Below are 11,648 nucleotides of genomic sequence, written 5' to 3'. Positions count from 1 at the left end.
GTTGGCCGCGACCCACGCTTACGCCTACTTCTGGCACTGGGGACAGTAATAGGTGGAGCGCTGCCCCTGGCGCAACAGCCGGATTGGCGTTGCGCAAACCCGACACGGCTCGCCGGCACGGCCGTACACCGTGGCCTCTAGCTGGAAGTAGCCGCTCTTGCCGTCCACGTTGGAAAAGTCGCGCAGCGTGCTGCCGCCCTTCTCCACTGCGCGCGCCAAAATCTCGCGCACGGCCGCATGCAGCTTGGCCGCGCGCGGCCGGCTGATGCGCGCCGCCGACAGCGTCGGGCGAATGCCCGCCTGAAACAGCGCTTCCGACGCATAGATGTTGCCCACGCCCACCACCACGTCGCCCGCCAGCAGCACCTGCTTGACGGCGCTCTTGCGCTTCTTCAGGCCGGCATGGAACGCGTCGAGGTCGAAGGCATCGCCCAGCGGCTCCATGCCCAGGCCGCCGAGCAGCTTGATGGCCCAGGGCGCGTCTTCGTGATCGACATAGACCACGGCGCCAAAGCGGCGCGGGTCGTTCAGCCGCAGCGTGCCGCGGTCTGTCACCAGGTCGAAGTGATCGTGCGTGCCGGGCGGCGGCAATGCCAGGTCGAAGCGCAGGCTGCCCGACATGCCCAGGTGCAGCAGCAGGATGCCCCGGTCGAGGTCGATCAGCAGGTACTTGCCGCGGCGGCGCACCTGCAGCACCTGGCGCCCGACCAGCGCCTCGGGCAGCACCATGAGCGCCCAGCGCAGCGGCTTGCCGATGCGCACCGCGTCGATGCGCGCGCCGGCAATGCGGTCGGCAAAACCGCGCCGGGTGACTTCGACTTCGGGTAATTCGGGCATGAAAAGTAAATCTCCTGCAAACACCCGCGGCGGCGAAGCCCCCGCGTGGCGCTCGTTCAAAAGCCTGGATTATTATGGTCAGATGAATCTTTCGCCCCGCCGACACCGCCTTGCGGCGGCCGCGTCTCTTGCCTTGCTGGCTTGTGCCGCGCACGCACAAACCTCCGATCCCGCAGCCCCCACCAGCCCCGCGCCGGTCATCGAGCGGTCCGCGCCGCCCAAGCCCGCGGCCAGGCCCCGGGTGGCAGCAGCCAAGCCGGCAAGCGAGCCCGACGCACTGGCGCAGCCCTCGGCGCTCACCGCCGACCTGTTCTACGAAATTCTGATGGGCGAGCTGACCACCCGCACCGGCGACCCCGGCTCGGGATACGCGCTGGTGCTCGATGCCGCCCGCCGGCTGCGCGACGGCAAGCTGTTTCAGCGCGCGGTCGAGATCGCCCTGCAGTCGCGCTCCGGCGACGCCGCGCTCGCCGCGGCCCAGGCCTGGCAGGAAGCGCTGCCGACCTCGCGCGATGCACGGCGCATCGAGCTGCAGATCCTCATTGCGCTGAACCGCATCAGCGAAACGGTCGAGCCGTTGCGCGCCGAAGTGGCGGCCACGTCGCAGATCGAGCGTCCGTTGCTGATGGCCGTGATTGCGCGCAACTACTCGCGCGCCGCGGACAAGAAACTCGCCGCCTCGGTGGTCGAGCAGGCCCTGGTCGACGAACTCAAGAGCCCCACCACCGGCGGCCTGGCGTGGGCCACGGTCGGTCGGCTGCGGCTGAACGCGGGTGACGCTTCAGGCGCGCTGGAAGCCGCGCGCAAGGGCCAGGAGGTCGATCCGGCTTCCGACGCACCGGCTGCGCTGGCGCTCGAATTGATCGACCCCGGCCAGCCGCTGGCCGAGCCGATCGTCACGCGATTCCTCAACAACAACCCCAAGGCCTCCCCCGACCTGCGCGTGGCCTACGCGCGCGTGCTGGTGGAGAACCGCCGCTTCAACGACGCCAGCACGCAATTGCAGGCCGTCACCACCTCGCGGCCCGACCTTGCCGAGCCGTGGCTGCTGCTCGGCAGCCTGCAGATGCAGGCCAAGCAGGACGCGGCGGCCGAGGCCTCCATCAAGCGCTTCATCGAACTGTCGGGCAGCCAGGCCAACAAGGACACGGATGCCGCCGACCGCAAGCGCAGCGTGGCGCAGGCGTACTTTGCGCTGTCGCAGCTGGCGGAACGGCGCAAGGACTACGCCGCCGCCGAGCGCTGGCTCTCGCGCGTGGACGGTGCCGACGAAATGGTGGCGGCGCAAACCCGCCGCGCCGCCTTGTTGGCCCGCCAGGGCAAGCTGCCGCAGGCGCGCGAGGTCATTCGCAACCTGCCGGAGCGCACCGCGGAAGACAAGAAGCAGAAGTTTCTGGCCGAAGTGCAGCTGCTGCGCGACGCAAAGCAATACCAGGCGGCCTACGACATGCTCGCCCAGGCCTCCGCGGCGTCGCCGAACGACAGCGACCTCGTCTATGACCAGGCCATGGTCGCCGAGAAGCTCAATCGCCTGGACGACATGGAGCGCCTGCTGCGCCGGCTGATCGAGCTCAAGCCCGAAAGCCAGAACGCGTACAACGCCCTGGGCTATTCGTTCGCCGATCGCAAGATCCGCCTGGACGAAGCACGCACGCTCATTCAAAAGGCCGTGCAGCTGGCGCCGGAAGATCCGTTCATTGCCGACAGCCTGGGCTGGGTCGAGTTCCGGCTCGGCAACACCGACGAAGCCATTCGCGTGCTGGAAGCCGCCTACAAGACGCGCCCCGATCCCGAGATTGGCGCGCACTTCGGCGAAGTGCTCTGGAGCGTTGGCCAGAAGGACCGCGCGGTAACGATCTGGAAAGAAGCGTTGCTGAGCGACGCCGAGAACGAGACCCTGCAGGAAACGCTCAAGCGCCTGCGGGTCAAGCCGTAGCATGGCGCGGGCAGGGGCGCTGGTGCCAGCGCCGGCAGTGGTCGACCACGGGCGCCGCACCCTTCTGGCAGCAGGTGGCGCAGCGCTTCTCTTGATGGCGGGTTGTGCCCAGCTGTCAGGCGGCTCGTCCACACCGAAGACATCGGACAGCTGGAGCGGGCGCATGTCGCTGCGCATCGAGAGCGAACCGGTGCAGACCTTTGCCGCGCTGTTCGAGCTTCGCGGGTCCGCCGAAACTGGCGACCTCACGCTCACCACGCCGATCGGCAGCACGCTGGCCCAGCTGCATTGGGCACCCGGCGAGGCCCTGCTGAAAGACGGCAGCCGCACGCGGCGCTTCGATTCGGTCGACGCGCTGATCGAGGCGGCCACCGGTGCCGCCATTCCAGTGGGCGCATTGTTTGGTTGGCTCGAGGGCCGCAACGACCCCGTGGCCGGCTGGAAGCCCGACCTGGGGCAGCTCGGCAACGGGCGCCTGCAGGCCCTGCGCGAATCGCCGAGCCCGCGCGCGGACCTGCGCATCGTGTTCGAGCGGTCATGAAGGCCATCTACGACCTTCCCGCGCCAGCCAAGCTCAACCTCTTCCTTCACATCAACGGCAGGCGCGACGACGGCTACCACCTGCTGCAGTCGGTCTTCATGCTGATCGACTGGTGCGACACGCTGCACGTCGAACTGCGGCGCGACGGGCAACTGAGCCGCGAAGACCTGACGACCGCGCTTCCGGCGGACGACCTTGTCCTTCGCGCTGCCAGAGCCCTTCAAATGCATGCGGCGCCCGGCCAGGGCGCGCACATCGGTGTGGCCAAGCATGTGCCGGCGCAAGCGGGCATGGGCGGCGGATCTTCTGACGCGGCCACTTGCCTGCTCGCGCTCAATCGGCTCTGGGGACTGAATCTTTCACTGTCGCGCCTGGCTCACATCGGGCTGAAGCTTGGCGCCGACGTGCCTTTTTTTCTGGGTGGACACAATGCGTGGGTCGAGGGCGTGGGAGAGCAACTGACTGCGGTTACACTGCCCTCCGCGCTTTTCGCGGTGGCCAAGCCCCCCGAAGGACTCGATACCGGATTAATTTTTTCAGCAACAGATCTTGAACGTTCAACTCCTGTTGCTATAATCACAGGCTTTGCTGCAGAGAGCGAATCGCTCGAAGCCACAAACCTGAAAAGCTCGGTTCTGAGTGACTCGGTTTTCGACTTCGGCCACAACGATCTGCAGCCGGTTGCCCAGCGACTTTGCCCCGCGGTCACCGACGCCATCGAATGGCTCGGCGCCCAAGGACTGAAGGCACGGATGACCGGATCAGGAAGCGCGGTGTTCGCAAGAATGCCGCAAGCGCCGCAAGAAGCGGAACTGCTGAATGCCCCCAAGGGCTGGCAGGTTCGTCAATGCAGCAACCTGGAAGTTCATCCACTGTGTGGATGGGCAAACTGAAGATAGTCGAACGGTTCATTCGGTTCGACGCGACATATATCGGTTGATGGTGAAAACCATCGACCCGTGTAGGGGAGTCGCCAAGCTGGTTAAGGCACTGGATTTTGATTCCAGCATGCAAAGGTTCGAATCCTTTCTCCCCTGCCAAATCTTCAAAGACTGCGGCCCAACGGCCGCAGTCTGCATTTGCAGCCCACCCGCTGCAATAATCGGCGGCTTACCGGCCGCCACGCATCACCAACCTTTTGGCGGCTTCCTCAGCCAATTCGCTCAGCCGGGACGCGCTCATGCAGGCTAATCACCCTGACTTCATGGTTTTCACCGGCAACGCCAACCCTGGCCTTGCAGCGGAAATCGCGCACAACCTCGGCACCTCGCTGGGTGCTGCTCGCGTCGGTCGCTTCTCGGACGGAGAAGTCACCGTCGAGATCAACCAGAATGTGCGGGCGCGCGATGTGTTCGTGGTGCAGTCGACCTGCGCTCCGACCAACGAAAACCTGATGGAACTGCTGATCATGGTCGACGCGCTCAAGCGCGCTTCGGCCGAACGCATCAGCGCCGTGATCCCCTACTTCGGCTATGCCCGCCAGGACCGCCGCCCGCGCTCCAGCCGCGTGCCGATCTCGGCCAAGGTGGTGGCCAACCTGCTGGAAACCGTCGGCGTCGAGCGCGTGCTCACGATGGACTTGCACGCCGACCAGATCCAGGGCTTCTTCGACATTCCGGTCGACAACATCTACGCCTCGCCCGTGCTGCTGGGCGACCTGCGCGCCAAGAACTACGAAGACCTGATCGTGGTCTCGCCCGATGTGGGCGGCGTGGTTCGTGCCCGTGCGCTGGCCAAGCAACTGAACTGCGACCTCGCCATCATCGACAAGCGCCGCCCGAAGGCCAACGTCAGCGAAGTCATGAACGTGATCGGCGAGATCGACGGGCGCAACTGCGTGATCATGGACGACATGATCGACACCGCAGGCACGCTGGTCAAAGCGGCCGAAGTGCTGAAGGAGCGCGGCGCCAAGAGCGTCTACGCCTATTGCACGCACCCGATCTTCTCGGGCCCGGCCATCGAGCGCATCACCCAGGGCTCGGCCCTGGACGAAGTGGTCGTGACCAACACCATTCCTCTTTCCGATGCGGCCCTGGGCTGCGGAAAGATTCGCCAGCTCTCCGTGGCACCGCTGATCGCCGAAACGATCCAGCGAATTGCCAAGGGCGAGTCGGTGATGAGTTTGTTCTCGGACCAGGACAACCTGTTCTGATCTGAGCAAAAAGTGGGCGCCCCTCCCGTTGCGGACCGGCGCCCTTGTTGAACCGGAGTCGCACTGGTCGCGGTGGACTCTTACAGGAGCTAATTATGAAATTCGTCGCTTTTGAGCGCGCCAAGCAGGGCACGGGTGCGAGCCGCCGTCTCCGCATCTCGGGCAAGACCCCCGGCATCGTCTATGGTGGTGACACCGAGCCGCAAATGATCGAAATCGATCACAACGCGCTCTGGCACGCCCTGAAGAAGGAAGCCTTCCACGCCTCCGTGCTTGAAATGGACCTGGGCGGCAGCGTCAGCAAGGTTCTGCTGCGCAACGTGCAATACCACCCGTTCCGCCAGCTGGTGCAACACATCGACTTCCAACGCGTCGATGCCAAGACCCGCATGACCATGAAGGTGCCTCTGCACTTCAAGGGCGAGGAAGAGTCCGATGCCGTCAAGCTCGAGCACAACCTGGTCAACCACGTCACGACCGAACTGGAAGTGAACTGCCTGCCCGCAGAACTGCCTGAGTTCATCGAAGTCGACCTGTCGGGTCTGAAGAAGAACGGCACCGTCACGCTGAAGGACATCAAGCTGCCCCGCGGCGTGAAGTGGGTCAGCCACGGCAAGGTCAACCCGGTGCTGGCTTCGGCCGTCGCTCCGGCCGCCGAAGAAGTCGAAGTGCCCGCCGAAGGTGCAGTTGCTGCCGACGCAGCAGCGCCCGCAGGCAAGGGTGGCAAGCCTGCCGCCAAGACCCCGGCCGCCAAGACCCCTGCTGCCAAGACCGCCAAGAAGTAATCAACTTCCTTGCGTTTGTCGGTATGAAGGCCCGCCCCGTGCGGGCCTTTTGCTTTTGGCGGACGGGATAATCCATGACCATGATCAAGCTGTTCGTCGGCCTCGGAAATCCGGGCCCAGAGTACGAAGCCACGCGCCACAACGCGGGCTTCTGGTGGATCGACGCCCTCGCGCGCGACTGGAAACTCAACCTCGTGCCAGAGCGCAGCTACCACGGCTTCGCGGCACGCACCACCGTGGGCGGCCAGAGCATCTGGCTGCTCGAGCCGCAGACCTTCATGAACCTGTCGGGCAAGTCGGTGGGCGCCCTCGCCCGCTTCTTCAAGATCGCGCCCGAAGAAATTCTGGTGGTGCACGACGAGCTCGACGTGGTGCCCGGCCAGGCCAAGCTGAAGTTCGGCGGCAGTCATGCCGGCCACAACGGCCTGCGCGACATCCACGCGCAGCTTGGTACCGGCGACTACTGGCGCCTGCGCCTGGGCATCGGGCACCCCGGCGTGAAGTCGGAGGTCGTCAACTGGGTGCTGAAGAAGCCGCTCAAGGAACAACGTGAAGCCATCGACGACGCCATCGTGCGCACCCTGCATGCGGTTCCCGCGCTGATCGCGGGTGAGATGGAGAAGGCGACGCTGCTGATTCACACGAGCAAACCGCCCCGGCCCAAACCGCCGCGGCGGGAGCCCGGCGACGGGGGCACGCCTGCCGCCACCTAGCCGGCCACCGGAGTGCAGGGAGGGAGAGAAATAAAAATGAGCAACAGCAAGAAGAAAACGGCAAGAACGAATGCCGCAAAGAACGGGGTCGCTATTCTTTTAGTAGCGATTTCCACTTGTTCGACGGGCGTGTTTGCCCAGCATGGCGCGCAGACCTGGCGTTGTGGCAACACCTACGCCGATCGCCCCTGCGAAGGCGGCAAGACGGTCAAGGTGGACGACCCGCGCAGCGAGCAGGACCGCCGGGCGGCCGACGCCGGCGCACGCGGTCTGCAAGCCCAGGCCGACCAGCTGGAGCGCAACCGGCTGTCGCAGGAAAAAGCCGCCCACGACCGCGACCACCGGGCCGCACGCGAAGCCCGAAGCGACGCACTGGCCGAAAGGCGCCTCGCCATGTCGGAGCAGAGAGAGCGGGAGCGCGCGCGCAAGGCGGCCAGCGAGCCGCGCAAGTCCAGCATGAGTTTCAGCGGTGGCCCGAGCGCGAAGGCGGCGGGCGATGCGCCGGAGCGCAAGAAAAAGAAGCGAAAGCCAGCCGCGGACTGAATGTGACCTAGACGCCGGTGGGGGGCACCGTTGCGGCAGCCGCCGTCGTCACCTTGATTGCCGTGAGCCGCTCGTACTTCTGCATGAGCGTCTCACGGCTTTCCGCATGCTCGGGGTTCAGCGGAATGCACGCTACCGGGCAAATCTGCACGCACTGCGGCTCATCGAAGTGGCCCACGCATTCGGTGCACTTGTGCGGATCGATCTCGTAGTACTCCGCGCCCATGTAGATTGCATCGTTCGGGCACTCGGGCTCGCAGACATCGCAGTTGATGCATTCGTCGGTGATCATGAGGGCCATCTCCCGATTATCGCGGGGCCGCACGCGCAGCCCGCCGGTGAATGACAAAGGCCACATTCAAGGCACATTTGTTGCACGAGTCAGTTATGCTGCGCCCCGCCCCATGAGTCTGTTTCTACTAAAGCGCCTTGCCACGCTGATCGGCACGTTGATCGGCGCCTCGGTCATCGTTTTCCTCGTCCTCGAGATACTGCCCGGCAATGCCGCGCAGATGCTCATGGGCCCCGACGCCTCGCCTGACGCCGTCGCAGCCCTGGCCACGAAGCTCGGCCTCGACCAGCCCGCCTGGACGCGCTACTGGCACTGGATAGGCGGCCTGCTCACCGGCAACCTCGGCGACAGCTATGCCTACAGCTCGCCCGTGCTCGACCTGATCCTGGAGCGACTCGCGCTCACCGTGCCGCTCGCCATGATGGCGATGGCCCTCACCGTGGTCATTGCGCTGCTGGTGGGTGTGACCGCCGCAGCGCGCCACAACAAGCTCGGCGACGTGGGCTTGATGGGCATGGCCCAGGTCGGCATTGCCATTCCGAATTTCTGGTTCGCGATTCTGCTGATCCTCGTGTTCTCGGTGAAGTTGCAGTGGTTCTCCGCGGGCGGCTTCGAGGGCTGGGGCGAAGGCTTCTTCGCGGGCATCAAGTCGCTGCTGCTGCCTGCGCTTTCGCTCGCTGTCGTTCAGGCCGCGATCCTCGCGCGCATCACGCGATCCGCCGTGCTCGAAGTGATGCGCGAAGACTTCGTGCGCACCGCGCGCGCCAAGGGCGTGTCGCAGCGCATGGTGCTTTGGACCCACGTGCTGCGCAACGCCATGATTCCCGTCATCACCGTGATGGGCATGCAGTTCTCCGAGCTGCTCGCCGGCACCATCGTGGTGGAGAACGTGTTCTACCTGCCGGGCCTGGGCCGGTTGATTTTCCAGGCCATCAGCAACCGCGACCTGATCGTCGTGCGCAACTGCGTGATGCTGCTCGCGGCCATGGTGGTCATCGTGAACTTCGTGGTCGACGTGCTCTATGCCGTGATCGACCCGCGCATCAAGGCCAGCGACATATGAACGCCACCACTGCAACTGTCGCTCCCAGCGCCGCCGCGCTCCAGGTGCCGGGCTTCTGGCGCCGCGCGCTGCAGCACCGCAGCTTTGTGCTGGGCGGCGTGCTCACGCTGCTGCTGCTGCTGGCCGCGGGCGTCTCGCTGGTGTGGACGCCCTGGTCGCCCTACGACATGGACATGGCCAACAAGCTCAAGCCGCCATCGGGCGCGCATTGGCTGGGCACCGACACCTACGGGCGCGACGTGGGCTCGCTGCTGCTGGTGGGTGCGCGCGCCTCGATTCTTGTGGGCATGATCGCGGTCGGCATCGGCCTGGTGGTGGGCACCGCGCTGGGCCTGCTGGCCGCGGCCCGGCGCGGCTGGATCGAAGAAACCATCATGCGGCTGACCGACTTCACGCTCGCATTCCCCGCGATTTTGTCGGCCATCATGCTGACCGCCGTGTTCGGCGCGGGCATCGTCAACGCGATCATCGCGATCGGCATCTACAACATTCCGACCTTCGCGCGCATCACGCGCGCATCGGCCAACGCCATCTGGTCGCGCGAGTACGTGGCCGCCGCGCGCGCCTGCGGCAAGGGCAGCTTCGCCATCACCATGCAGCATGTGCTGCCGAACATATCGGCCGTGCTGATCGTGCAGATCACCATCCGCTTCGCCATCGCCATCCTGGCGGAAGCCGCTCTCTCGTACCTGGGCCTGGGCACGCAGCCGCCGCAGCCTTCGTGGGGCCGCATGCTCAGCGAGGCGCAAACGATGATGTTCCAGTCGCCGCTGCTCGCAGTGTTCCCCGGCATGGCGATCGCGTTCGCGGTGCTCGGGTTGAACCTGCTGGGCGACGGGCTGCGCGACCTGCTCGATCCGCGCCTGGCCCGCGCCCGGTGAACGAGGCAAGCCGAATGCCCCTTCTCCAAGTCAAAGACCTGCACATCGAGCTGCAAACGCAGCGCGGCCCCGCCGAGGCCGTGCGCGGCATCGACTTCACCCTGGAGCGCGGCGAAACGCTGGGCATCGTGGGCGAGTCGGGCTGCGGCAAATCGATCACCGTGATGTCGCTCATGGGCCTGCTGCCCTCCACCGCCAAGGTTACGGGCAGCATCCGCTTCGACGACACCGAGCTGATCGGGCGCGACGAAAAGCAGATGTGCCAGATCCGCGGCAACCGCATCGGCATGATCTTTCAGGAGCCGATGACCGCGCTGAACCCGGTGCACACCATTGCGCGCCAGGTGGGCGAGCCGCTGCGGCTGCACCGCGGCCTGTCGAAGGCCGACACGCGCAAGGAGGTGCTTGCGCTGCTGGAGCGCGTGGGCATTCCCGACGCGGCCTCGCGCCTCGATGCGTATCCGCACCAGTTCTCCGGAGGGCAACGCCAGCGCATCGGCATTGCCATGGCACTCGCCTGCGGGCCCGACCTGCTGATTGCCGACGAGCCCACCACCGCGCTGGACGTGACCATCCAGAAGCAGATTCTGGAGCTCATCCAGAGCCTGGTGGCCGAGCGCGGCATGGCGCTGATCCTGATCTCGCACGACCTGGGCGTGATCGCGCAGACGGTCTCCAAGATGCTGGTGATGTACGGCGGCAGCGTGGTCGAGAGCGGCCCCACCGAGGTCGTGTTCGCGCGCCGTGCGCACCCCTACACCCAAGGCCTGTTCGCCGCGCGCCCCGCCATCGGTGCGCCGCGCGGCCTGCGCCTGGCCACCATCCAGGGCAGCGTGCCCGAGCTGGTCGACCTGCCGCCGGGTTGCCCGTTCGCGGGCCGCTGCAGCTACACGGTGGACGCCTGCAAGATCATGCGGCCCCTGGCCACCATGCTGCCGAACGACCACGCGGTGCGCTGCATTCGGCTCGAAGAAATTGCCACGCAAGGGGCCATCGCACCATGAGCGAGACGACCACGCCGCTGCTGCAGGTCACGGACCTGGTGCGCCACTACGCGTTGCCGCGCGAAAAACTCTTCGGCCCGCCGCCGACCGTGAAGGCGCTGAACGGCGTGAGCTTTCAGGTCGAGGCCGGCAAGAGCCTGGGCATCGTGGGCGAATCGGGCTCGGGCAAGTCGACCATCGCGCGCCTGGTGATGGCGCTGGACACGCCCACCTCGGGCAACGTGCGCCTCGAAGGCCGCGACCTGCACACGCTCTCCAAGGCCGAGCTGCGCACCGCGCGGCGCGACTTTCAAATGGTGTTCCAGGACCCGTACGGTTCGCTCGACCCGCGCCAGACCGTGTCGCGCATCGTGGCCGAGCCGCTCGAAGCCCTGGCCGAAACCAGCCGCGCCGAACAGCGCGAACGCGCGTCGGAAGCACTGGCCGCCGTCGGCCTGCGCACCACCGACATGGGCAAGTACCCGCACGAGTTCTCGGGCGGGCAACGCCAGCGCATCGCCATCGCACGCGCACTCATCACGCGCCCCAAGCTCATCGTGGCCGACGAACCGGTGAGCGCGCTCGACGTGTCGGTGCAGGCGCAGGTGCTCAACCTCATGCAAGACCTGCAGCAGCAGTACGGCATCAGCTACCTGCTCATCAGCCACGACCTTGCGGTGGTCAACCACCTGTGCGACGACGTGTGCGTGGTGTGGAAGGGCAAGATCGTGGAGCAGGGCCCGCCCGCCGAACTGTTCCAGCATGCGCAGCACCCCTACACGCGCACGCTGCTCGACGCCGTGCCACGCACGCCCACCGGTGGCACGCTGCTGCCCGTCTGACACCGAAGCGTCGCCTGCCGTCCTTAGGATGAGTGGGTCATAAGCATCTGGTTGCGCGCGCACCCCGGTCTCGCGGA

13 protein-coding genes and 1 tRNA gene are annotated in these 11,648 nt (G+C 66.1%); 12 read left to right on the top strand and 2 right to left on the bottom strand.

Features of this window, described 5'->3' with window-relative positions:
• Window positions 1-24 precede the first annotated feature (24 nt).
• Entirely contained in the window at window positions 25-837 is an 813-nt protein-coding gene (gene mutM, locus VLK31_RS29730) for a bifunctional DNA-formamidopyrimidine glycosylase/DNA-(apurinic or apyrimidinic site) lyase (protein WP_409172081.1), read from the bottom strand.
• An 82-nt stretch (window positions 838-919) separates the two neighbouring features.
• On the opposite strand from mutM, the gene VLK31_RS29725 reads away from it, so the two are divergent.
• The 8 genes from VLK31_RS29725 to VLK31_RS29690 all read left to right on the top strand — a co-directional run bounded on the left by VLK31_RS29725 (window position 920) and on the right by VLK31_RS29690 (window position 7,510).
• Window positions 920-2,773, top strand: coding sequence for a tetratricopeptide repeat protein (locus VLK31_RS29725; RefSeq protein WP_409172080.1), 1,854 nt, complete (start codon window positions 920-922; stop codon window positions 2,771-2,773).
• 163 nt (window positions 2,774-2,936) lie between these two features.
• Window positions 2,937-3,314 carry a lipoprotein insertase outer membrane protein LolB gene (locus VLK31_RS29720; RefSeq protein WP_409172079.1) on the top strand — a complete coding sequence of 126 codons (378 nt, stop codon included), beginning with the start codon at window positions 2,937-2,939 and terminating at the stop codon, window positions 3,312-3,314.
• Entirely contained in the window at window positions 3,311-4,207 is an 897-nt protein-coding gene (gene ispE / locus VLK31_RS29715) for a 4-(cytidine 5'-diphospho)-2-C-methyl-D-erythritol kinase (protein ID WP_409172078.1), read from the top strand. The genes VLK31_RS29720 and ispE overlap by 4 nt, the downstream gene beginning before the upstream one ends.
• Before the next feature lie 70 nt (window positions 4,208-4,277).
• A tRNA-Gln gene (locus tag VLK31_RS29710) sits at window positions 4,278-4,354 on the top strand.
• A 140-nt stretch (window positions 4,355-4,494) separates the two neighbouring features.
• The gene (locus VLK31_RS29705) at window positions 4,495-5,469 is read left to right on the top strand and encodes a ribose-phosphate pyrophosphokinase (RefSeq protein ID WP_093132507.1); all 975 of its coding nucleotides are present in this window, start codon (window positions 4,495-4,497) and stop codon (window positions 5,467-5,469) included.
• A gap of 95 nt (window positions 5,470-5,564) precedes the next feature.
• Entirely contained in the window at window positions 5,565-6,254 is a 690-nt protein-coding gene (locus VLK31_RS29700) for a 50S ribosomal protein L25/general stress protein Ctc (RefSeq protein WP_409172077.1), read from the top strand.
• 80 nt (window positions 6,255-6,334) lie between these two features.
• Window positions 6,335-6,967: an aminoacyl-tRNA hydrolase gene (gene pth, locus VLK31_RS29695; protein ID WP_409172124.1), complete on the top strand. Its 633-nt coding sequence runs from the start codon at window positions 6,335-6,337 to the stop codon at window positions 6,965-6,967.
• Window positions 6,968-7,003: 36 nt separating this feature from the next.
• Window positions 7,004-7,510, top strand: coding sequence for a hypothetical protein (locus tag VLK31_RS29690; RefSeq protein WP_409172076.1), 507 nt, complete (start codon window positions 7,004-7,006; stop codon window positions 7,508-7,510).
• A gap of 7 nt (window positions 7,511-7,517) precedes the next feature.
• Here the strand turns inward: VLK31_RS29690 and VLK31_RS29685 are convergent, their stop codons facing one another.
• Entirely contained in the window at window positions 7,518-7,811 is a 294-nt protein-coding gene (locus VLK31_RS29685; protein ID WP_409172075.1) for a YfhL family 4Fe-4S dicluster ferredoxin, read from the bottom strand.
• Between the two features lie 103 nt (window positions 7,812-7,914).
• Here VLK31_RS29685 and VLK31_RS29680 point away from each other — a divergent pair, with 103 nt between their 5' ends.
• From VLK31_RS29680 to VLK31_RS29665, 4 genes are read left to right on the top strand one after another with little or no spacing between them, the layout of a single operon-like run.
• Window positions 7,915-8,865, top strand: coding sequence for an ABC transporter permease (locus tag VLK31_RS29680; protein ID WP_409172074.1), 951 nt, complete (start codon window positions 7,915-7,917; stop codon window positions 8,863-8,865).
• Window positions 8,862-9,746, top strand: coding sequence for an ABC transporter permease (locus tag VLK31_RS29675; RefSeq protein WP_409172073.1), 885 nt, complete (start codon window positions 8,862-8,864; stop codon window positions 9,744-9,746). The genes VLK31_RS29680 and VLK31_RS29675 overlap by 4 nt, the downstream gene beginning before the upstream one ends.
• Before the next feature lie 14 nt (window positions 9,747-9,760).
• Window positions 9,761-10,750 (top strand): ABC transporter ATP-binding protein, encoded by a 990-nt coding sequence (locus VLK31_RS29670; RefSeq protein ID WP_409172072.1) that lies wholly within the window; start codon window positions 9,761-9,763, stop codon window positions 10,748-10,750.
• The gene (locus VLK31_RS29665) at window positions 10,747-11,571 is read left to right on the top strand and encodes an ATP-binding cassette domain-containing protein (RefSeq protein ID WP_409172071.1); all 825 of its coding nucleotides are present in this window, start codon (window positions 10,747-10,749) and stop codon (window positions 11,569-11,571) included. The genes VLK31_RS29670 and VLK31_RS29665 overlap by 4 nt, the downstream gene beginning before the upstream one ends.
• Window positions 11,572-11,648 lie beyond the last annotated feature (77 nt).

The organism is Variovorax sp. H27-G14, from assembly GCF_046156345.1.
GTDB lineage: Bacteria > Pseudomonadota > Gammaproteobacteria > Burkholderiales > Burkholderiaceae_C > Variovorax.
The sequence above is the reverse complement of the archived record's forward strand: the minus strand, read 5'-3'. Positions and strand labels throughout refer to the sequence as shown.